We start from the raw sequence: 20824 nt of genomic DNA, 5'->3' as shown, positions 1-20824 counted from the left end.
TGAAAGCATAATAACAAGGTGATGGCGATGGCGATAAAAACACGATTGAAAGTCATGATTTTCCTGCAGTTCTTTATCTGGGGTGCCTGGCTGGTGACGCTGGGCTCCTACATGATCAACACGCTGCATTTCAGCGGCATGCAGGTGGGGATGGTTTACAGCGCCAAAGGCATCGCTGCGCTGATCATGCCGGGGCTGGCGGGCATCATTGCCGATCGGTGGATGAAGGCCAACTCTCTGTATGCGCTTTGCCACCTGCTCGGGGCGCTGGCGCTGTACTGTGCGGCGCAGGTCGAGCAACCGATGCTGATGTTCTGGGTGATGCTGTTCAACGCCATGGTCTATATGCCGACCATCGCGCTCTCCAACGCCATTTCCTATTTTTGCCTCGAGAAGCACGACTTTGACACGGTGAAGGACTTTCCGCCGGTGCGGGTGTACGGCACGGTGGGGTTCATTCTGGCGATGTGGCTGGTCGGCTTTAGCCAAATTGAGCTCAGCAATCTGCAGCTGTACCTGGCTTCTGCGGCGTCGCTGCTGCTGTCCGCCTATTCGCTGACGCTGCCGCGCTGCCCGACCAACCGCGCGGCCGAGTCAAAGAGCTGGGTGAGCGTGTTGGGGCTGGATGCGCTGGTGCTGTTCCGCCAGCGGCGCATGGCGCTGTTTTTCCTGTTCGCCATGTTGCTTGGGGCGGCGCTGCAGATAACCAATACCTTCGGCAACCCGTTCCTGCACGATCTGTCGCTCAATCCGCTGTATCAGGACAGCCTCAGCGTCCGGTATCCGGCGGTGCTGCTGTCGCTGTCGCAGATCTCTGAAGTGTTCTTTATCCTCACGATTCCCTTCTTCCTGCGCCGTTACGGCATCAAGCAGGTGATGCTGATCAGCATGGCGGCCTGGACGCTGCGTTTCCTGTTCCTGGCGTACGGCACGCCGGTCGGCTTTGGTTTCGTTCTGCTGTTGCTGTCGATGATCGTCTACGGTTGTGCGTTCGACTTCTTTAATATCTCCGGCGCCATCTTCGTCGAGAAAGAGGCCGATCACCGCATCCGCGCCAGCGCGCAGGGGCTGTTCATGACCATGGTGAACGGGTTGGGCGCCTATCTCGGGGCGCTCGCCAGCGGCGAGGTGGTGGACTTCTTCAGCCATGACGGCGTGAAAGACTGGCAGAGCATCTGGCTGGTGTTTGCGCTGTATACGCTGGTGCTGGGGATCGTGTTCGCGTTGAGCTTCAACTACCGCCACCCGCCACAGGAGAGCGCGGCGGCGGCGCAGTAAGGCTGGGGGCGCAGCCTGGCTGCGCCCTGAAACGTCAGGCCTGCGGGAAGCGCTGTTGCAACTGCTGCCAGTCCGGCGGATTGGCGGCCCCGAGGCTGGCCACCACGCAGGCCGCGACCCGGTTGGCCAGATCGACCGCCTGCGGCAGCGGCCAGCCGGCGGACAGGCCCGCCAGTAAACCGGCGCAGTGGGCATCGCCCGCGCCGATGGTGTCGACCACGTCTACCGGATAGGCGGGAACGTGCAGCGGCGGCGTGCGGCCGTCGCAGATCCACGCGCCGTCGCGATCCAGGCGGCAGACCAGCGTCAGGTTGCGGGCGGCGGCATAGCGCTGCGCGGCCTCCACGGCGTCGCCGGCGCCGCACAGCGCGGCCACTTCGTCGCGGTTGAGCGTCAATAGGGTGTGGCTGTCGCTGAGCATGGCGAAGAAATCTTCGCTGAGCTGAGCGATGCGCGGGCCGGGATCGATCAGGCGCGGTTGGTCAAACGGCATGCGCGTCAGCCACTCGCGCAGCGCTTCGCCGCTTTCACCCGCCAGCTCGTAGCCGCTGGCGTAGATCAGGGTGTGCTCCGTCAGCGGCAGCGTCGCCAGCTGCGCTTTATTCCATTGGCTTTCGCAGCCGGAAACCGTGATGAAGGTGCGTTCGCCGTCCGGCTCCACCAGCGCCAGGCACCAGCCGTTGTCCATCTGGCCGTGGCGCAACAGCACCTCCAGCCCCAGCTCGCCCATGGCGGCTTCGGCAGCCGCGCCCCATTCGCCGTTGCCAACCGGCATGCCGTTAATCACCGGCGTTTCCAGGCGCACCAGCGCGCGCGCCACGTTGAACGCGCAGCCGCCGATTTGCCGCGCCTGCGGCTGGGCTTCGATATCTTCGCCGCTGGTCGGCAGGCGCGGCAGCGTCATCACCAGATCGCCGACCGCGCCCCCAATCACCAGGACAGGTGTTACAGCTTCCCACTCACTCATTGATGTTCTCTGCGTTGGGTCAGGTACAGACCGTAAGCGATCAGACTCACCGCGAACGACACAAACAGCCCCAGGCTGGAATCGGCGAACAAGCCTTTGGCCAGCGGGCCGTCGATAAAACCGGTTTTGGTGACCAGCAGGCCGCACAGGGCGCCGAGGAACCAGCAGAACAGCGGGGCTTTGCGCACGCCGCGGTTCTGGCCATGCAGGCCGTACAAAGCGTTGCCATCATACCCGTGGCGGCGGCGCAGGCACAGGTAATCGAGCAGGAAAATCGCCTCCCAGGCCGCCAGGAAGACGCCGCAGAACACCAGGAAGGAGATGAACGGCCCCATGAAATCGCCGGAGATGAACAGCACATACAGGGCGATGCCCAGCACTACGACCGCGTCGATCGACACCGCCAGCCACTGTTTGACCTGCACGCCGATGGTCAGCAGGTTAAGGCTGGCGGAATACAGGCTGAGCACCGCGATGGTGACGATGCCGGCGGTGGCGGCCAGCAGATAAGGAATGGCCATCCAGGCGGGCAGCACCGAGCCTATCAGCGCGATGGGGTTGGCGGCGCTGGCCAGATCGGGCAGCTGCACGGAAAGCAGGATGCCGGCCAGCATCAGCAGCATCAGCGGCAAACAGGCGCCGCCCATCACCGCGGCGAAAATGCTTTTGCTCGACGAGCTCGGGCTTTGATAGCGGCTGTAATCGGCGCCGGCGATCGCCCAACTGATGCCGGTGCCGGCGGCAATCACCGATACCGCCGGCAGGAAGCCGGTCAACCAGCTGCCGGAAGGCAGCGCCAGCACCTGGCTCCACTCGGTGTTGGACAGGATATAGAGCACCACGATCAGCGTCATGGTGCCGAAGATGCGGCTGAACCAGCTTTGCATCCAGACCACGGTATTTTGCCCCAGCAGGCTGACGACGACAGTGAGCCCGCCGAACAGCAGCAGGCTGAGCGCGGTCAGCAGGTGGCTGCTACCCAACCCGAAGGCCTCGAACAGCGCCGCCAGCGTCAGGGTGCCGGTGATCACATTGACTGCTTCCCAGCCCATCAGGTTGATCCAACTGAACAGGGTGGGCGCCACGTTGCCCTTCAGGCCGAAAATCACCCGCGAGAGCGTCAGCGTAGAGGTGCGCCCGCGCTTGCCGGCGAAGCTGGTGAGGCCGACCAGCACGAAGCTGGCGACGCCGACCAGCGCGGCGAGTACCGATTGCAGGAAGGATAAGCCGAAGCCGACGATAATGGCGCCGTACACCACGCCGAGAATGCCGATATTGGCTGCCGACCAGATCCAAAACAGCTCGATGGGCTTGCCGGTCTGTTCCGCGTCCGGCACCCGATCGATACCGGTGCTTTCTACCTTCCATGCTTCATTGCGATTGATATCGGTCATAGCAAGTGATCCCTGTAGCGCAGGGCCGCGAGGGCCGCCGCAGTTGACTGAAAATCGATTCCGTTGGCGCGGTTGACGCCGGCTATTCCGTTGTCGGTGAAGACGCCGATTCCGCGCAGTGTGTAGCGGCTGATACCGCCGGGTCTGTCAAAGTGAGGGCGGTATCCGCCTTATCGGGTGAGGCACGTCGGCCGCACGGCGCCAATGAGTGTAGTCAAAGAGTGGGTCTGCAGCGGGGTTTGGCGAAGCGGGAACGTTTCTATTTGCCGACATCGATCCGTTGCGCCCACCGCGAGGGGATCCTGTGATGTGGCTATGAGCAGTGAGCAAGCTATCCATTAGCTACGTTGCTTATTCTCGGCCGTTTGTGCTGACAGTATATCCCCGCTACCGGCCATCAAGGGTATCCTTTAGGGCTGGCAGCGGGTTTTTTATTGTTTTTAAAGTGGGTCCCTGGTGTTGGTGCGATTGATGTATCAACATCAATAAGCACAGATTACGCGCGATCTAGATCCAATGAAAGTCCATTAGGCAAAAATTGTGATGCCACTCTGAAAACATTAGCGATATTTTAGTTAAGGTGAGGGGCTTATCGCCGGAGCGGCGATAGGATAAAAAACGAAATCCAGACAAATGGCATAGGTAAGAGGGCGGGCGAATGACGGATTTTATGGCCTGGCTGCGTGGCCATCTGGCGCAGGGGGCGGTAGCGCCGCGTTATATTCAGCTGGCGATGGCGATAGAAACCGCGATCAGGCAGCAGGTGCTGGCGGCAGAGGCGTTTTTGCCGCCCGAACGGCAGATGGCGGAAGGCCTGGCGCTGTCGCGCGTCACCGTCAGCAAGGCGATGAAACTGCTGGAGGAGAAGGGGCTGATTTTGCGACAGCAGGGCGTTGGCACCCGCGTGGCGATGCACATTGGCTATTCCCTCGATAAGGACAGCGGTTTCACCGCTCAGGCGCTGCGCCACGGCAGCAGCGTCAGCAATCGATGGCTGCTGCGCACCCGGGTCGGCGCGCCGGCCAAGGCCGCGGCGGCGCTGGGGCTGGCGGAAGGGGATGAGGTGGTCAAACTGCGGCGTTTGCGCTTGCTGAACGGCAGCCCGGTCTCGCTGGAAACCACCTATATTCCGCCGCGCTTCCTGCCCGAACCGGGGCAGCTGGAACATTCGCTGTATGCGTTATGGCAATCGCGCGGCATCGTGCCCGAAGATAAACACTTTCTGCTGAAGGCGGTATCCTGCAGCGACGAGGTTGCCGAGCTGCTCAACGTGCCGTGCGGCGCGCCGTTGTTGCACATCACCCAGACCAGCCGCAATGCCCAGGGTGAGGCGCTGGAGTTCAGCGATATCTTGTGCCGCAGCGACGTTTATGAATTCGAAGTGAACGGTTAGCGAAATAACCATGCTCTTTTTGCAGCTAGTGCGTATAATCGCCGCCCGGCGATTAATTAACCTGTAAAAAGAGCAGCAGAATGAGCACCACCAGCCTGATCCAACCCGATCGTGAACTGTTTTCCTATAAGCCTTATTGGGCGGAATGTTTTGGCACCGCGCCGTTTTTACCGATGTCGCGAGCAGAGATGGATCAACTGGGCTGGGACAGCTGCGATGTGATCATCATCAGCGGCGACGCCTATGTCGATCACCCGAGCTTCGGCATGGCGATCATCGGCCGCATGCTGGAAGCGCAGGGCTTCCGCGTCGGCATCATCGCGCAGCCGGACTGGAGCAACAAAGAAGACTTCATGCGGTTGGGGAAACCGAACCTGTTCTTCGGCATCACCGCCGGCAACATGGACTCGATGATCAACCGCTATACCGCCGATCGCAAACTGCGCCACGACGATGCTTACACCGCCGGCAACGTCGGCGGCAAACGCCCGGATCGCGCCACCCTGGTCTACAGCCAGCGCTGTAAAGAAGCCTACAAAGACGTGCCGATCGTGCTGGGTGGCATCGAAGCCAGCCTGCGCCGCATCGCCCACTACGATTACTGGTCGGATACCGTGCGCCGCTCGGTGCTGGTGGATTCCAAGGCCGACATGCTGATCTACGGCAACGGTGAACGCCCGCTGGTGGAAGTGGCGCATCGCCTGGCCGCCGGTGAGAAGATTGGCGACATCCACGATATTCGCAATACCGCCGTAATGCGCAAAGAAGCGCTGCCGGGCTGGAGCGGCGTGGATTCCACCCGCCTCGACAAGCCGGGCCGCATCGAACCTATCCCGAACCCGTACGGCGACGATCTGCCGTGCGCCGACGGCGCCAAGCCGAAAGAGCCGGAAGCCAAGCCTGTCACCGTGCGCGCCGCCAAGCCGAAGCCGTGGGAGAAGACCTATGTGCTGCTGCCGTCCTTCGAGAAAGTGAAGGGCGACAAGGTGCTGTATGCGCACACCTCGCGCATTCTGCACCATGAAACCAACCCGGGCTGCGCCCGTGCGCTGATGCAGAAACACGGCGACCGCTACGTGTGGATCAACCCGCCGGCGATCCCGCTGACCACGCCGGAGATGGACAGCGTCTTCGCGCTGCCTTATCAGCGCGTGCCGCACCCGTCCTACGGCCAGGATCGCATTCCGGCCTATGACATGATCCGTTTCTCGGTGAATATCATGCGCGGCTGCTACGGCGGCTGCTCGTTCTGTTCGATCACCGAGCATGAAGGGCGCATCATCCAGAGCCGTTCGGAAGATTCGATCGTTCGCGAAATCGAAGAGATCCGCGACAAGGTGCCGGGCTTCACCGGCGTGATCTCCGATCTCGGCGGCCCGACCGCCAACATGTATATGCTGCGCTGCACCAACCCGCGCGCCGAGCAGACCTGCCGCCGCGCCTCGTGCGTGTATCCGGAGATCTGCACCTACATGGACACCAACCACGAGCCGACCATCAAGCTGTATCGCCGCGCGCGTTCGCTGGAGGGCATCAAGAAGATCCTGATCGCTTCCGGGGTTCGTTACGATCTGGCGGTGGAAGATCCGCGTTATATCAAGGAACTGGCGACCCACCACGTCGGCGGCTACCTGAAGATCGCGCCGGAGCACACCGAAGAAGGGCCGCTGTCGAAGATGATGAAGCCGGGCATGGGCAGCTACGATCGCTTCAAGCAGCTGTTTGATCACTATTCGAAGCAGGCGGGCAAAGAGCAGTACCTGATCCCGTACTTCATCTCGTCGCATCCGGGCACCCGCGACGAAGACATGGTGAACCTGGCGCTGTGGCTGAAGAAGAACCGTTTCCGCCTCGATCAGGTGCAGAACTTCTATCCTTCGCCGATGGCCAACTCCACCACCATGTATTACAGCGGCAAAAACCCGCTGAGCAAGGTGGGGTACAAGAGCGAAGACGTGGTGGTGCCGCGCGGCGATCGCCAGCGCCGCCTGCACAAGGCGCTGCTGCGTTACCACGATCCGGCCAACTGGGCGCTGATCCGCGCCGCGCTGGAAGAGATGGGGCTGAAGCACCTGATCGGCAGCCGCCGCGAGTGTCTGGTGCCGGCGCCGAGCATCGACGAGCAGCGCGAAGCGAAACGCCTGCAGCGCCATACCCGGCCGGCGCTGACCAAACATACCGATATCAATCGGCAGCGCACGCCGTCCAACCGGCCGCCGCGCAAACCGATTCGCAAAGCCAAGCCGTAACGGCCACGCCGCGGGCGCAAACAAAAAGGAGAACCCTCGGGTTCTCCTTTTTACTTTTACTCATCACAGCCGATCGTAGGCGGCTTCCACTTTCATCAAATGGCGCGGCGCCTGCGGAGCGGGATGGTATTTGCGCACGTGCCAGTTAAAGGCTTCCGGCGACAGGTTGTTGATCATCGCGATGGCCTGCTGGCGGTTGCTGGAGAAGGTGCGCAGCAGCGCGCCGGTGCCGTTGACGTAGGCGATGATGGTGGCGTAGCGCAGCGTAACTGGATTGGCGATCCCTTTAAGCTGTTGTTTTTGCAAGGTGGCCAGATAGGCGGCGCCGAGATCGATATTGGTGTCGGGATCCAGCAGATCGTCATCGTCCGGGCAACCGCGTTTGCCTTTGTAACGATAGGCGTCGCAGCCGGCGGTATCGGCTTTCAGCTGCATCAGGCCGATCGCATTGGATCTGCTCACTGCGGCGGGGTTGAAACCGGACTCCACCTGGATCATGGCGGTGATCAGCTTGGCGTCTACGCCGTATTCGCTGGCGGCGTCTTTAATGGCGCTGTCGAAGGCGTGGCGATCGTAGCTGACGCGCTGTTTCTTGCCGGCGCAACCCGCCAGCACCAGCATGATGCAAAGCATGCCCAGCCGTGACCCGTGTGAGAAAGAGAATTTCATGGTGCTCCGTGCTTGTCTGTTTTTTAACGGTATTAACCGGCGGGCGGAGCCTCCGGCTCGTCATCATAACGTCAGGCGGCGCAAGGGAGCAATGTGCGGAAAGGAAAAGCCCCCTCCGGCGGGAGAGGGCTTGGGGAGGACTTACAGGGTATCCGGATCCGGCCCGAGGCGGTTGCCGATGTCCAGCTTGGCGATCTCGCCCAGTTCGTCCTTATCGAGTTTGAAATCAAACACCTCGAAGTTTTCGCGGATGCGCGACGGCGTGACCGATTTCGGGATCACGATAAGGCCGCTGTCCAAGTGCCAGCGCACCACGATCTGCGCCGGGGTTTTCTCGTATTTTTCGGCCAGCGCCTTGATCAGCGGCTGGTCGAACACCCCTTCACCGCCCTGCGCCAGCGGGCTCCAGGATTCGGTGGCGATGTGGTGCGTGGCGTTCCAGGCGCGCAGCTGGCGCTGTTGCAGCAGCGGGTGCAGCTCTATCTGGTTGACGACCGGCGCCACGTTGGTTTCATCCAGCAGGCGCTGCAGGTGCGGCGTATGGAAGTTGCATACGCCGATGCTTTTCACCAGGCCTTGATCGCGCAGGTTGATCAGTTCGCGCCAGGCGGAGACGTATTGATCCTGCTGCGGGCGCGGCCAGTGGATCAGGTACAGATCCACATAGTCCAGTTTTAGCTTCTCCAGGCTGGTTTCCAGCGCCGCCAGCGGATCGCCCTGATCGTCGTTCCACAGCTTGGTGGTGATGAACAGGTCGCTGCGCGGCAGCGCGCTGGACTGCAGCGCGGCGCCGACGCCTTCCTCGTTCTTGTAGATCGCGGCGGTGTCGATGGAGCGGTAGCCGATCTCCAGCGCTTTGCTCACCGCGCGGGTGGTCTCTTCAATACTCGCCTGCCAAACGCCGAGACCCAACTGCGGCATCAGATTACCATCGTGGAGTTTGATGATGGGTTGTTGCGTTGTCATGCGCATCTCCTTGTGTACGGATTGCGGCGCCTGCGGCACCGAAACGGCTATAGATAAATTCTAGTTGGCAAAGTGGGCGGTTGCCGGGTTTGCCAGCCTAATTTCAGCGGTGGCGGGAGGGCGACTTTCTCGCCGCTCTCCCTGCGAATGAGCGGTAAGACGGGTGGTGCGAAACGATCGGCGGCGCGCTGAGGCGCCTGACGGCGCCCGGTGATCGGCCGGGCGCCGGATGCGGCGAAAAATGGCTGGCGGAGACTAAAGCCTAGCAAAAAATCGCCGTTTTGCGATTAACGCGCCGCTTCGTAAATGCGGCGGCTGACGTCCAGGGTGATGTCCTGATGCTCGCCCAGGGCGGTCATGCCGTGCTGATGCAGCTTGTCCAGCAGCGCCGGAATGCTGCTGCCGTCGAGCTGATAATCCGCCATGCGGGTCGGTACGCCCATCTGCTCGAAGAAGGCGCGAGTGGCGGCGATGGCGCCGTCGATGCGGCTGTCTTCGCTGCCTTCGCGCAGGCCCCAAACGCGGTCAGCGTACTGCAGCAGTTTTGCGCGCTTCTGCGCTTTCTTCTCGTGCAGCAGCGCCGGCAGCACGATGGCCAGCGTTTGCGCGTGGTCGAGATCGTGCATGGCGGTCAGCTCGTGGCCCAGCATGTGGGTTGCCCAGTCCTGCGGCACCCCGGCGCCGATCAGGCCGTTCAGCGCCATGGTGGCGCTCCACATCACGTTGGCGCGCACCGCATAGTTTTCCGGTTCGGCCAGCGCGCGCGGGCCGTCCTCCAGCAGGGTCAGCAGCAGGCCTTCGGCGAAGCGATCTTGCACCTTGGCGTCGACCGGGTAGGTCAGATACTGCTCCAGGGTGTGTACGAAGGCGTCGACCACGCCATTGGCGATCTGGCGCGGCGGCAGCGAATAGGTCACCACCGGATCCAGCACGGCGAAGCGCGGCTGCACCAGCGGCGAGAAGAAGTGCTGCTTGTCGCCGCTGCTTTTACGGGTGATCACCGCGCCGCTGTTGGATTCGGAACCGGTGGCCGGCAGCGTCAGCACGCAACCCATCGGCACCGCGTCGGCGATGTGGCTGCCGACGGTCTGCAGGATATGCCAGGTGTCGCCGTCGGCGGTATAACGGGCGGCGGCGGCGATGAACTTGGTGCCGTCAACCACCGACCCGCCGCCGACCGCCAGCAGGAAATCGATGTTTTCCGCCTTCACCACCTCGACCGCTTTCATCAGCGTTTCGTAGGTCGGGTTCGGCTCGATGCCGGAGAACTCCCGCACGTCGCGGCCGGCCAGCGCGCTATACACCTGATCCAGCACGCCGTTTTTCTTCACGCTGCCGCCACCGTAGGTGATCAGGATGCGTGCGTCCGCCGGGATCTGGCCGGCCACTTCGGCAATTTGGTCCTTGCCGAACAGGATTTTGGTTGGGGTATGCAGAATGAAGTTTTGCATGGTTGATTTCTCTCTTTCTGTCAGGCGGGCGCCAACGCGGCGCAAAGGTTTCTGGCCCGTATTGTCAGCAACCTGCCGGCAGCGCACAATGCACATTCCTGTTTGGTTCTTGCCTATTTCTACAATCCTCTGTAGGAATGGCGAATTTTAAATTATGATTTATGCCGAATCGTTCTGACTGTAAGAGGGTGTTTCCGTGATTGAAATCGATGCGCAGCGCAGCCGCATGGCGCGCCAGGCGATGGCTATCGCCACCGGCAACGGCTACACGCCGTCGCCGGTGCCGCGGGTGAAGATCCTGTATGTCGATCGCCACTGCCCGCGCCAACCGGTGATGTACGAACCGGGGATCGTCATCATCTTTCAGGGGCACAAGGTCGGCTATTGCGGCAGTAAGGTGTTCCAGTACGATCCGCGCAACTACCTGCTGATGACGGTGCCGCTGCCGTTCGAATGCGAAACCTTCGCCAGCCCGGAACTGCCGCTGGTTGGATTGGCGGTCAATATCGATACCCAAATGCTGCAGGATTTGCTGATCGACATCGGCGACGACGACTACCTGATGCAACCGCGGGCGGAGAGCAACGGGGTGAACCTGGCCGAGCTGACGGAAGCGCTGCTGTGCGCCACCGAACGCCTGCTGGACGTGATGGCCAAGCCGCTCGACGCCCGGGTGCTGGGGCCGCAGATCGTGCGCGAGATCCTTTACTACGTGCTGCGCGGCACCTGCGGCGCGTCGCTGCAGGAGTTGGTCAATCGCCATACCCACTTCAGCCAGATCGCCAAGGCGCTGCGGCGCATCGAACATCAGTATGCCGACAACCTCAACGTCGAGCAGTTGGCCGGCGAGGTCAACATGAGCGTCTCGGCGTTTCACCACAATTTCAAGGCGGTGACCAACACCTCGCCGCTGCAATACGTGAAGTCGTACCGGCTGCATAAGGCGCGCCTGCTGATGGTGCATGACGGCCTGAAGGCCAGCACCGCGGCGATCCGCGTCGGCTACGAGAGCGCGTCGCAGTTCAGCCGTGAATTCAAGCGGCTGTTCGGCATGACGCCGAGCGATGAAGTCGCCCGGCTGCGCGAGGCCAACCCGCTGCTGCTGGAGGGCTGAGCCGCGTTTACGGGGGCAGGACGATCTTGCCGGGCGCTGGTCGAGAAGGCGCTGTAGCGCGCCGGATTTAGGAAGAGGAAGCGCGCTTTTTGCGCCAGATCACCAGCATGGCGCCCAGCAGGCCGACGAACAGCAGCAGCAGCGGCAGCAGCATCAGGCCGGTCATCACCTGGCTTTCGTAGCGTTTTACCAGAGGGATTTGACTGAAAGCGTAGCCGAGGCCCACCAGCGCACAGACCCAGATCGCCGCGCTCAGCCAGTTGAACACCTGGAAGCGCGAGCTGTTGAGCCCGGAAATGCCGGCCATGGTCGGCAGCAGCGTGCGCACGAAGCCGAGGAAGCGGCCGATCAGCAGCGCCGTCAGCCCGTGGCGATTGAACAGGTTGTGCGCGCGCTGGTGGTACTGCGCCGGCAGCTGCAGCAGCCAGCTCTTCACCAGGCCGGTGTGGCCCAGCCAGCGGCCCTGGATATAGCTCAGCCAGCAGCCGAGGCCGGCGGCGGCGGTCAGAATCAGCAGGGTGGGGGCAAAGCCCATCACGCCTTTGGCGATCAGCGCGCCCGACAGCAGCAGCAGGCTGTCGCCGGGGAGGAAGGAGGCGGGCAGCAGTCCGTTTTCCAAAAACAGGGTGGTGAAAAGTACGGCGTAAACCACCCAAATTACGCTTGGATCGGCGAGGGCGATAAAGTCCTGCTGCCAAAGCGCATGAATAATCTCTCGTAATACATCCATTTTATGTCCTGTTGCATGCCGGTTGCGCCCGGGGTCACGTTCTCCAGGATGCGGCGGTTACCGTATCTGACAGTTACCCGATTAGTGTACCGCTAATAGCTTAAGCCGACATTAAACAAGGCAAAGAAAATTACCGGAATCCGTCTTGGCGCACGCCGTTGAGGCGATCGAAGCCGGCCGCCAGATCGGCGATCAGGTCTTCGACGTTCTCCAGGCCGATGTGCAGGCGCACCAGCGTGCCGGAGAAATCGACGCCGCCCGCCGGACGGATCGCTTCCAGCTCTTCCGGCTGGTTGGCCAGGATCAGCGACTCGAAGCCGCCCCAGGAGTAGGCCATGCTGAAATGGCTGAAGTTGTCCAGGTAGGCGGCCAGCTGCGCATCATCCAGCCGCTCTTTCAGCACGAAGGAGAACAGCCCGTTGCAGCCGCTGAAGTCACGGCGGTAGAACTCGTGGCCCTTGCAGCTGGGCAGGGCCGGGTGATTGACCGTCGCCACCTCCGGCCGTGCCGCCAGCCAGTTGGCGACTTCGATGCTGCTGCGCTCGTGCTGCTTCAGGCGCACGCTCAGGGTGCGCAGGCCGCGGCTCGCCATGTAGGCGGTGTCGGCATCCACCATCTGCCCCATCAGATAGGAGTACTCGCGCAGCCGATCCCAACAGCGCGCGTTGGCGACGGCGGTGCCGAGCATGTAATCGGAATGGCCGATCAGGTATTTGGTGCCGGCCTGAATCGAAATGTCGATGTCGAAATCCAGCGCCTTGAACAGCACGCCCGCCGCCCAGGTGTTGTCGATCATGATCACCACCTCCGGCGCCACGGCGCGGATGGCCTGCACCATCGCCGGGATATCCTGCACTTCCAGGGTGATGGAGCCGGGGGATTCCAGGAACACCACGCGGGTATTGGGCTGGATCAGCGTGGCGATATCGGCGCCAATTAATGGATCGAAATAGGTGGTGCTGACGTTCATGCGGCCGAGGATATGGGTGCAGAAATCCTGGGTCGGTTCGTACGCCGAGCCGGTGACCAGCAGGTGATCGCCGGCGCCGACGAACGACAGGATCGCATTGGCTACCGCCGCCGCGCCGCAGGGGTACAGCACGCAGCCGGCGCCGCCCTCCAGCTCCACCATCGCATCTTGCAGCGCGAAGTGGGTCAGGGTGCCGCGTCGGCCGTAAAACAGCTCGCCGTGGGCGCGCTGCGCGGTGGCGTGTTTTTTGGCGGCGACGGAGTCGAAGACCAAAGAAGAGGCGCGTTGCGTGACGGGATTGACGGAGCCCTGGGTGTAGCGCTTGCCGCGGCCGGCGCCGATCAGCGTGGTTTCGATATGTTTTGACGTCATGGTACCTGGCTCACCTCTGGTTGCTCTGCACGTGCCCGTTTGCGATAGCCCTTACGTTAACATGAGTTAATATAGCCATCCAGACGTTTTAACTTCCAGATGCAGAAACGGCTATAATTGGCTGCCGACGGCGCATTTCTCGCCTCATCCTTCTGCCGAGCGGCGAGAGAGAAGCCCATTCATCGGTCGAGATGCCGTTCGGCAGCGTGGCCTTGTTGCGCCGTTGTGGGGGAAAGTAACGAAATAACCCCATAAAAGGGGCGTTTGGCGGTGAACGGACGCGGATTGGCGCTTTGCCGCGGGGTTGGCTAAAATTTTCTCGTTTATTTGGTAAATAATAATGAGAACTACTATCAATCCCCGGTTGGTTTGATATGATCGCACGCTGAATTATTCCTTAATTTTGATCGGTAATGGGTGGAGGCACAGCGTGAAAACGGCTGGCAAGAATTTAAATCAAGGATCGTTCGGCCAGGGCCGGGCGCAGTGGGGCAAGGCCTTTGGCCGCAGCCTGATGGCTTCAATGGTGTTGGTCGTGGGGCTGGCCGGCAGCGCGCAGGCGGCGCCGGCGGCCAATCCGGCCGTTACCGAAAGCGTTGCGCCGACCACCGCGCCTGCACCTGCAGCCGCCGCGCCGGAAAGCATCACGCCGGTGAACCCGGCGCCAATGATCCAGCCACCGGAAACCCGCGGCATGGATCTGTCCGTTTGGGGCATGTATCAGCACGCCGACGCGGTGGTGAAAGCGGTAATGATCGGCCTGGTGCTGGCCTCGATCGTGACCTGGACCATTCTGTTCTCCAAAGGCAGTGAATTGCTGCGCGCCAAACGCCGCCTGCGCCGCGAACAGCTGGCGCTGGCCGACGCGCGCTCGCTGGATGAAGCTTCCGAGCTGGCGCAAAACTTCGGCTCGCAGAGCGTCAGCGCTGTCTTGCTGAACGACGCGCAAAATGAGCTGGAGCTGTCCGCAGAGTCCAGCGACAACAACGGCATCAAAGAGCGTACCGGCTTCCGCCTCGAGCGCCGCGTGGCGGCCTACAGCCGCAACATGGGCCGCGGCAACGGTTTCCTGGCCACCATCGGCGCCATCTCGCCGTTCGTCGGCCTGTTCGGCACCGTGTGGGGCATCATGAACAGCTTCATCGGCATCGCCCATTCGCAGACCACCAACCTGGCGGTCGTGGCGCCGGGCATCGCGGAAGCGCTGCTGGCGACCGCGCTGGGCCTGGTCGCGGCGATCCCTGCCGTCGTTATCTACAACATCTTTGCCCGCGTCATCAGCGGCCATCGCGCCCAGGTAGGCGACGTGGCGGCGCAGGTCTTGCTGCTGCAGGGCCGCGATCTGGATCTGGCCGCGACGGCGGAAGCCAAGCGCTCACAGCACGCACACCAACTGCGGGCGGGGTGAGTCATGGCGATGCGCTTAAATGAAGATCTGGACGACAGCGGCGAACTGCATGAAATCAACGTGACGCCGTTTATCGACGTCATGTTGGTGCTGTTGATCATCTTTATGGTGGCCGCGCCGCTGGCAACGGTAGATATCCGCGTCGATCTGCCGGCTTCTTCCGCCAAACCGCAGCCGCGGCCGGAAAAACCGGTGTTCCTGTCGGTGAAGGCCGACAAGCAGCTCTACGTTGGCGATCAGCCGGTGAATGCCGATCAGCTGACTTCGGTGCTGGATCAACGCACTCAGGCCAACAAAGAAACCACCATCTTCTTCCAGGCGGACAAGAGCGTGGACTATGAAACGCTGATGAGCGTGATGGACACCCTGCGTAAAGCCGGCTACCTGAAAGTGGGGCTGGTGGGCATGGAAGGCGCCGCCAAGTAGCGGCAGCAAAACGATAAAGGGCGCTCAGGCGCCCTTTTTTATAGATTCAGAAATATCACTCCCCGGCCAACAACGCCCGCGAACCGGCATGGCGCCAGTGGATACGGCCCGGCAGATAAAGCGCGTTCTGTTCCAGCGGCCGCTCGTCGATGAGCGCGGTGACCTGGCTGAAGCTATGTTGCGCCAGCGCCCGGCAGTCCTGCGCCACCGTGTCTATCTTCAACGTCATGCAGTCGAACAGGTAGTGATCGTCGAAGCTGCACAGGTGGATGTCGCTTTCCATCAGCTGATGCTGAGTCAGATAACGCAATACCCCTTCCAACAGGCCGCAGGCGGCGGTGAACAGCGCTTTAGGCGGACGCCCCAGTTGGGCGCACAGCTGAGCGAACATCTCGTAACCCGAGCTGGGGTGATAGCTGCCGTTGATGATCCATTCCGGTTTGCACGATACGCCGGCGCGCTCCAGGCCAAGCTGGAAGCCGGCCAGCCGATCGCGAGTCGGTGAAATGCGCGGCTGCCCGCCGAGAAAATAGATCTCATCCGGATGCTGGCGCGCGACCTTCTCCACCAGGTCGGCGGTCGAATTGACCGAGTCGGTGATCACCAGCGGCAGTTCGGAACCGGCGATCAGGCGATCCATCTGCACCACCGGCAGCCCGGCGTTGATCTTCTGGTATTCCGCGTCGTTCAACTGGCTGGAAGCGACGATCAGGCCGTCGACCTGCCGCTGCACCAGACTGTTCACCGCCATCATCTCCTGCGCCGGGTTTTCATCGGTACAGGCGATCAACAGCTGCAGACCGGCCTCGCGGCACAGCGTTTCCAGCTCGCGCGAGATCACCGCAAAGCCGTAGTTGGTCATCTCCGGCACCACCAGCCCCAGCGTGTGGCTGCGGTTGGAGCGCAAAGAGCGGGCGTGGATGCTGGGCTGATAATGATGTTCGTGCGCCAGCGCCAGAATGCGATCGCGGGTGTCGTCGGACACCCGGTATTCCTTGCTGCGGCCGTTCAGCACCAGGCTGGCGGTCGATTTCGACACCCCGGCCAGCGTGGCGATGTCACTGATGGTAATGCGTTTATTTTTTTTCACTGACGCCATCTGAAGTCATCGGAGGATGCGTCATTCTAGCATGCATGGCGTCAGCGGCCAGTATTCCAACGCCAGTGGCGCGCTCCCGTTCAGCCGCAGTTGCGGTTCAGCTGCCGGGAAGTAGCGCGCGCTCATCACCGCCTCGCCGTGGTTGATGAAAATCTCCACGCTGGAACGATCGAACAGCAGCTGCAGATGGGTGACCGGGCCGCGCCAGTAACGGTGCTCCGGCCTACCGTCGGCCAGGGAAGCGCGCGTCAGCTGCAGCCGTTCGCCGTCCCAGCTCAGCGTCATGGCGTCGCCAAAGTCGGCGCTGAACGCGCCCTGCGGCGTCAGCTGCAGCTCCGCGGCGCCCAGCGCATAGGTGGGGGCGTCATCGGCGTGGCCTTGCCAGCCAGCCCGCTCGCCGCGCAGCTGTTGCAGCTCGCACGCCGGGCGCTGGTAGAGGCGGCCATGCTGCAGCGACAGCTCGCGCGGGCAGGTCATGGTGTGGATCCAGCCGTAACGGCGCGTCGGGTGGGCTTCTTCATCTTGCTCGGGCACGCCCATCCAGCCGAACAGCAGGCGGCGGCCATCTTCCGCCTGCGTCGTCTGGGGCGCGTAGAACTCGAAGCCGGCGTCCAGCTCGCGAAATTCGCCGTGGCTGAAGGCCGCCTGCCGGTAATCCAGCTTACCGAGCAGATAGCCGGCCTGATAACGGTTGAGATAGCGTTCCGGCTGCGGCGCCAGCCCCTGCGGGCAGCAGATCAACACGTCGTCGCCGTCCAGCGAGAACAGGTCCGGGCACTCCCACATGTAGCCGAATTCACCCAGGTCGTTTAGGCCGGAACCGGCGATCTCCCCCAGCGCTTGCCAGTCGCGCAGATCGCAGGAACGCAGCAGCAGCACCTTGCCGCGATCCTGCAAGTCACGCGCGCCGAGCACCATGTACCAGGCATCCTGATGACGCCACACTTTCGGATCGCGTACGTGGCCGCTGTAGCCCTCCGGCAGCGGCAGCACCGGCCCGAGTTTGCGGTATTCGCCCCGATCGCTTTCCTGAGCCAGGCATTGGTAAGCGGTGCGCGAGCCGTCGGGGAATTTCACGTTGCCGGTGTAGATCAGCGTGATTTTGTCTTCCGCCACCACCGCCGAGCCGGAGTAACAGCCGTGGCTGTCGTAACAGGCGCCCGGCGCCAGGGCGATCGGCTGATGTTCCCAACGCAATAAATCGGTCGATTGCCAGTGTCCCCAGCACTTGTTGCGATGATCGCAGCCCAGCGGATTCCACTGATAGAACAGGTGATAAACGCCGTTGTGCTGGATAAAGCCGTTGGGATCGTTCAGCAAGCCAACGCTGGGCGCCAGATGCCAGGCCGGGCGGTGCGGATCGCGCAGTGCGCGTGGCTGGCCGTTCATTACCGCCCGCAGCGCCTGTTTGATTAAGCTGAGTTCTTCCATCATTGCGCGTCCGTTTTATATTTCAGCAGCAGGGAGAGCACGAAGGCGCTGCCAAAAGCGATCGCCAGGCCGATGATATAGCTGACCAGCGAACTGGCCTGCACGATCGCCATGCCGGGGATCGCCGTTAGCCCGACCGCATTCATGCCGACGTGGTTGGCCACCACCCAGGCGCCGCCGAGCGCGCCGCCCGCCAGCGCCGCCAGGAAAGGCTTCACGAAGCGCAGGTTGATGCCGAACAGCGCCGCCTCGGTGATGCCGAGCATGGCGGAAAAGGCCGACGGCACCGCGATGGCTTTGATTTTGGCGTCGCGGGTTTTGAAATACACCGCCAGGCAGGCGCCGCCCTGCGCGATGTTGGCCATCGACCAGATCGGCAGCAGGAAGTTGACGCCGATATTGGGGTTGCCGAGCAGCCCGGCCTCTACCGCATGGAAACTGTGGTGAATGCCGGTGATGACGATAGCGGAATAGAGGCCGCCGAACAGCAGTCCGGCGAACCAGCCCGCATGGGCAATCAGCGTGCTGAGCACGAAGGAGATGCCGTCGCCCAGTGCGCGGCCGGCGGGGCCGATAAACAGCAGGGCGACAAAGCCTGAGATGACCACCGTCAGGAACGGCGTCAGGATCAGATCGAGCGCGTTGGGGATCACCTTGCGCAGCCGCTTTTCCAGCACGCTCATGAACCACACCGTCAGCAGCACCGGGAACACGGTGCCCTGATAGCCGATCATGGCGATCTCCAGACCGAAGAAGTTCATGGTGTGGAACCCCTCGGCGACGCCCCAGGCGTTGGTCAGCGCCGGATGCGTCAAAATGCCGCCGAGCGTGGCGCCCAGATAGGGGTTGCCGCCGAATTCGCGTGCGGCGGTGAAGCCGATCAGAATCGGCAGGATAATGAACGCCGCCGAGCTGAACATATCCAGCATGATGAACAGCGCGCTGTTGGCATCGGCCCAGCCGTAGGTTTTCACCATGCCGAGCAGCCCCATCAGCAGGCCGGAAGCGACGATCGCCGGAATGATCGGCACGAAGATGTTCGACAGCAGGCGGGCGATGCGCTGCAGCGGGTTGAGCTTTTTCGCCGCGATATCGGCGGCTTCGGCCTTGCTGGATTCGCTGACGCCCGCCGCCTTGATGAATTCCGCATGCACCTTGTTCACCAGCCCGGTGCCGAAGATCACCTGGATTTGACCGGCGTTGCTGAAGCAGCCTTTGACGCCGTCCAGTTTGCCGATGGCCTCTTTGTCCACTTTGCTGTCGTCCACCAGCACCAGACGCAGGCGCGTGGCGCAGTGGGCGGCGCTGGCGATATTCTCTTTACCGCCAAGCAGCGGCAACAGCGCGTTGGCGGTTGCGGTAATGTCCATGTTGTCCCCTTGCTAAATAAAAATGCCGCCGCGCCGTTTGCGGCGCAGCGCCGTGAATCGATGTCAGAAGAAATACTTGAATCTGGCGCGCATGCCGTAACGCTGGTCGTTGTCGCCGTTGGCGATCTTGTTGTCGGCGTTGGCCTCCAGCAGCGACACATAGGCGCCCAAATACAGATTGAAATTCTTCATATTCATAATGTCAGGTATCTGATACGACGCGTGAACGGTGTGGATGTCGTAGTTGCCCGGTTCGCTGAGCGGGTTGCGGATATCGGCGGCGATCCCGGCGGTATTGAACTCTTTGATATTGTTATGGGCATAGATATAACCCAGTTCGAAGCGCCGCCACAGCACGTTGACGCCGGCGGTGAAGTCTTGCTCGCCTGAGGCATCCAGATAGGCGGTGCTCAGGTTGGCCACCACGCCGTTGTCCGGATCGGTGGCGCTGTTGTTCCAGCTCATCGTCATGCCGTAGCCGTTGCGCTTGGACTGATCGACGAAACGGCCCTGGCTGTCCCGATAGCCGTAGGCGTTATTCACCACGTTGCTTTCCATCGCCGCCGCGATGCTGAAGGCGTCTTTTTTCCAGGCGATCACCGGCCGTAAATAGGCGACGTTTTTCTTATTGTCCAGGGCGTTGCCGTGGTAGCTGTTGTCCTGGAACAGCGAAGTGCCGTCCTCCACCAGCGTGTTCAGCTCGAAATAGACATTACCGGCGTATTTGCTCAGCATCAGGTTGCCGCCGCTGCTGCTGCGGCCGCGGCCCTCTTTCATCATGTAGATATAGCCGAAGCCGTCGGCGTACAGATCGTTGGCGGTATTGCCGGAGTATTGAATGAAGGTGTCCTGATTCAGCGGGAACATGTCGTAGGCTTCAAAGCGGCCGATTTTGGTTTGCCAGTTCTTTTCATTGCCGAAGAAGAAGGCGGCGTCGTCCAGGTTCATTTTGCCGGTCATGTCCGCCAGCGGCTGCACGCTGAAGCCGGAGAAGTTGCCGTCCGGATTGCGGCGGTAGCCGTCCAGCCCGACCAGAATGCGGCCGTTGATATCCCAACGTTCTTTGTTGCCGGGCTTCCAGTCCTTGTGGTCGCTGCCTTTCAGCGACGTCAGCTGGCCGCTGCGGCTGGCGCCGTCCAGATTGAACTCCACATCCCCGTACAGCTTCAGGTCATTGAATCCGCTCAGCTGCAGCGCGCTGGCCGGGGCAACCGGCGTTTCCGGCGTGGCGGCCTGCTGCGCAATCTGTGCGGTTTGCCGTTCGGTGTTGGCGGTGCGTTGTTCCAGCTGTTGCGCCCGACGTTCCGCCGCCGTCGCGCGGGTTTCAGCCTGTGCAGCGCGCCGTTCCGCCTGCGCCAGACGTTGTTCCAGCGCGTTGAGACGCGCCTCGATGCTGCCGCTGCCCGAGGCCGCTGCGCTGGAAGCGGAGAGGAAAAGCCCTGTTGTTATCGCCAAATAGCTGAGTTTTTTTATCATCGTCTATCATCCGGGTAAGGGTTGTTATTATTGTTTGCTAAATTGCTAAACCGGTTTTTCA

Annotated in this window: 17 protein-coding genes; 6 read left to right on the top strand and 11 right to left on the bottom strand. The window is 61.9% G+C overall.

Annotated elements, in window-relative coordinates; genetic code table 11:
• Positions 1-27 precede the first annotated feature (27 nt).
• Positions 28-1278 (top strand): nucleoside permease, encoded by a 1251-nt coding sequence (locus ACJ8HN_RS16975; protein WP_442523729.1) that lies wholly within the window; start codon positions 28-30, stop codon positions 1276-1278.
• Between the two features lie 34 nt (positions 1279-1312).
• Here ACJ8HN_RS16975 and ACJ8HN_RS16970 read toward each other — a convergent pair whose 3' ends face one another.
• Together ACJ8HN_RS16970 and ACJ8HN_RS16965 are read right to left on the bottom strand one after the other, a co-directional pair.
• Positions 1313-2245, bottom strand: coding sequence for a PfkB family carbohydrate kinase (locus ACJ8HN_RS16970; RefSeq protein ID WP_070915367.1), 933 nt, complete (start codon positions 2243-2245; stop codon positions 1313-1315).
• The gene (locus ACJ8HN_RS16965; protein WP_039569297.1) at positions 2242-3639 is read right to left on the bottom strand and encodes a purine-cytosine permease family protein; all 1398 of its coding nucleotides are present in this window, start codon (positions 3637-3639) and stop codon (positions 2242-2244) included. Before ACJ8HN_RS16965 ends, ACJ8HN_RS16970 begins: the two co-directional genes overlap by 4 nt.
• A 658-nt stretch (positions 3640-4297) precedes the next feature.
• Here ACJ8HN_RS16965 and ACJ8HN_RS16960 point away from each other — a divergent pair.
• A complete protein-coding gene (locus tag ACJ8HN_RS16960) occupies positions 4298-5032 on the top strand; it encodes a GntR family transcriptional regulator (RefSeq protein WP_033636050.1) in 735 nt (244 codons plus the stop codon).
• Positions 5033-5112: 80 nt separating this feature from the next.
• A complete protein-coding gene (locus tag ACJ8HN_RS16955; protein WP_033649077.1) occupies positions 5113-7281 on the top strand; it encodes a YgiQ family radical SAM protein in 2169 nt (722 codons plus the stop codon).
• Between the two features lie 63 nt (positions 7282-7344).
• On the opposite strand, the gene ACJ8HN_RS16950 is transcribed toward ACJ8HN_RS16955, so the two are convergent.
• The 3 genes from ACJ8HN_RS16950 to yqhD all read right to left on the bottom strand — a co-directional run bounded on the left by ACJ8HN_RS16950 (position 7345) and on the right by yqhD (position 10367).
• Entirely contained in the window at positions 7345-7950 is a 606-nt protein-coding gene (locus tag ACJ8HN_RS16950; RefSeq protein ID WP_033649078.1) for a transglycosylase SLT domain-containing protein, read from the bottom strand.
• A 141-nt stretch (positions 7951-8091) separates the two neighbouring features.
• Positions 8092-8916, bottom strand: coding sequence for a 2,5-didehydrogluconate reductase DkgA (gene dkgA, locus ACJ8HN_RS16945; RefSeq protein ID WP_086580579.1), 825 nt, complete (start codon positions 8914-8916; stop codon positions 8092-8094).
• 287 nt (positions 8917-9203) lie between these two features.
• A complete protein-coding gene (yqhD, locus tag ACJ8HN_RS16940; RefSeq protein WP_442523728.1) occupies positions 9204-10367 on the bottom strand; it encodes an alcohol dehydrogenase in 1164 nt (387 codons plus the stop codon).
• Positions 10368-10593: 226 nt separating this feature from the next.
• Between yqhD and ACJ8HN_RS16935 the strand changes: the two genes are divergently transcribed.
• Positions 10594-11481, top strand: coding sequence for an AraC family transcriptional regulator (locus tag ACJ8HN_RS16935; protein ID WP_194243347.1), 888 nt, complete (start codon positions 10594-10596; stop codon positions 11479-11481).
• Positions 11482-11548: 67 nt separating this feature from the next.
• On the opposite strand, the gene ACJ8HN_RS16930 is transcribed toward ACJ8HN_RS16935, so the two are convergent.
• Positions 11549-12211, bottom strand: a complete 663-nt coding sequence (locus ACJ8HN_RS16930; protein ID WP_033636044.1) for a DedA family protein — start codon at positions 12209-12211, stop codon at positions 11549-11551.
• Between the two features lie 130 nt (positions 12212-12341).
• Positions 12342-13553: a cystathionine beta-lyase gene (gene metC / locus ACJ8HN_RS16925; protein ID WP_033654838.1), complete on the bottom strand. Its 1212-nt coding sequence runs from the start codon at positions 13551-13553 to the stop codon at positions 12342-12344.
• 430 nt (positions 13554-13983) lie between these two features.
• On the opposite strand from metC, the gene exbB reads away from it, so the two are divergent.
• Both exbB and exbD read left to right on the top strand, forming a co-directional pair.
• Positions 13984-14961: a tol-pal system-associated acyl-CoA thioesterase gene (gene exbB, locus ACJ8HN_RS16920; RefSeq protein ID WP_080289921.1), complete on the top strand. Its 978-nt coding sequence runs from the start codon at positions 13984-13986 to the stop codon at positions 14959-14961.
• Between the two features lie 3 nt (positions 14962-14964).
• Positions 14965-15387 carry a TonB system transport protein ExbD gene (exbD, locus tag ACJ8HN_RS16915; protein WP_004937307.1) on the top strand — a complete coding sequence of 141 codons (423 nt, stop codon included), beginning with the start codon at positions 14965-14967 and terminating at the stop codon, positions 15385-15387.
• A gap of 55 nt (positions 15388-15442) precedes the next feature.
• Here the strand turns inward: exbD and ACJ8HN_RS16910 are convergent, their stop codons facing one another.
• From ACJ8HN_RS16910 to ACJ8HN_RS16895, 4 genes are all read right to left on the bottom strand, one after another.
• Positions 15443-16486, bottom strand: coding sequence for a LacI family DNA-binding transcriptional regulator (locus ACJ8HN_RS16910; protein ID WP_060422930.1), 1044 nt, complete (start codon positions 16484-16486; stop codon positions 15443-15445).
• A 21-nt stretch (positions 16487-16507) separates the two neighbouring features.
• Positions 16508-17917, bottom strand: a complete 1410-nt coding sequence (locus tag ACJ8HN_RS16905; RefSeq protein WP_442523784.1) for a sucrose-6-phosphate hydrolase — start codon at positions 17915-17917, stop codon at positions 16508-16510.
• Entirely contained in the window at positions 17917-19287 is a 1371-nt protein-coding gene (locus ACJ8HN_RS16900) for a sucrose-specific PTS transporter subunit IIBC (RefSeq protein WP_033636041.1), read from the bottom strand. The genes ACJ8HN_RS16905 and ACJ8HN_RS16900 overlap by 1 nt, the downstream gene beginning before the upstream one ends.
• A gap of 63 nt (positions 19288-19350) precedes the next feature.
• A complete protein-coding gene (locus tag ACJ8HN_RS16895) occupies positions 19351-20760 on the bottom strand; it encodes a carbohydrate porin (RefSeq protein ID WP_442523783.1) in 1410 nt (469 codons plus the stop codon).
• Between the last annotated feature and the right edge of the window lie 64 nt (positions 20761-20824).

The sequence above is a fragment of the Serratia sp. CY29653 genome, assembly GCF_052169255.1.
Classification (GTDB): Bacteria; Pseudomonadota; Gammaproteobacteria; order Enterobacterales; family Enterobacteriaceae; genus Serratia; species Serratia sarumanii.
This window is presented reverse-complemented; position numbering and strand designations above follow the sequence as displayed.

Excerpts from the sequence above, each read along its gene's own strand:
- ACJ8HN_RS16935 (WP_194243347.1), top strand. The coding sequence starts at position 10,594 with ATGGCGCGCCAGGCGATGGCTATCGCCACCGGCAACGGCTACACGCCG.
- dkgA (WP_086580579.1), bottom strand. The coding sequence starts at position 8,916 with ATGACAACGCAACAACCCATCATCAAACTCCACGATGGTAATCTGATG.
- ACJ8HN_RS16975 (WP_442523729.1), top strand. The coding sequence starts at position 28 with ATGGCGATAAAAACACGATTGAAAGTCATGATTTTCCTGCAGTTCTTT.
- ACJ8HN_RS16970 (WP_070915367.1), bottom strand. The coding sequence starts at position 2,245 with ATGAGTGAGTGGGAAGCTGTAACACCTGTCCTGGTGATTGGGGGCGCG.
- ACJ8HN_RS16955 (WP_033649077.1), top strand. The coding sequence starts at position 5,113 with ATGAGCACCACCAGCCTGATCCAACCCGATCGTGAACTGTTTTCCTAT.
- ACJ8HN_RS16960 (WP_033636050.1), top strand. The coding sequence starts at position 4,298 with ATGACGGATTTTATGGCCTGGCTGCGTGGCCATCTGGCGCAGGGGGCG.
- ACJ8HN_RS16950 (WP_033649078.1), bottom strand. The coding sequence starts at position 7,950 with ATGAAATTCTCTTTCTCACACGGGTCACGGCTGGGCATGCTTTGCATC.
- ACJ8HN_RS16900 (WP_033636041.1), bottom strand. The coding sequence starts at position 19,287 with ATGGACATTACCGCAACCGCCAACGCGCTGTTGCCGCTGCTTGGCGGT.
- exbD (WP_004937307.1), top strand. The coding sequence starts at position 14,965 with ATGGCGATGCGCTTAAATGAAGATCTGGACGACAGCGGCGAACTGCAT.
- metC (WP_033654838.1), bottom strand. The coding sequence starts at position 13,553 with ATGACGTCAAAACATATCGAAACCACGCTGATCGGCGCCGGCCGCGGC.
- ACJ8HN_RS16905 (WP_442523784.1), bottom strand. The coding sequence starts at position 17,917 with ATGGAAGAACTCAGCTTAATCAAACAGGCGCTGCGGGCGGTAATGAAC.
- ACJ8HN_RS16910 (WP_060422930.1), bottom strand. The coding sequence starts at position 16,486 with ATGGCGTCAGTGAAAAAAAATAAACGCATTACCATCAGTGACATCGCC.
- ACJ8HN_RS16930 (WP_033636044.1), bottom strand. The coding sequence starts at position 12,211 with ATGGATGTATTACGAGAGATTATTCATGCGCTTTGGCAGCAGGACTTT.
- yqhD (WP_442523728.1), bottom strand. The coding sequence starts at position 10,367 with ATGCAAAACTTCATTCTGCATACCCCAACCAAAATCCTGTTCGGCAAG.
- ACJ8HN_RS16965 (WP_039569297.1), bottom strand. The coding sequence starts at position 3,639 with ATGACCGATATCAATCGCAATGAAGCATGGAAGGTAGAAAGCACCGGT.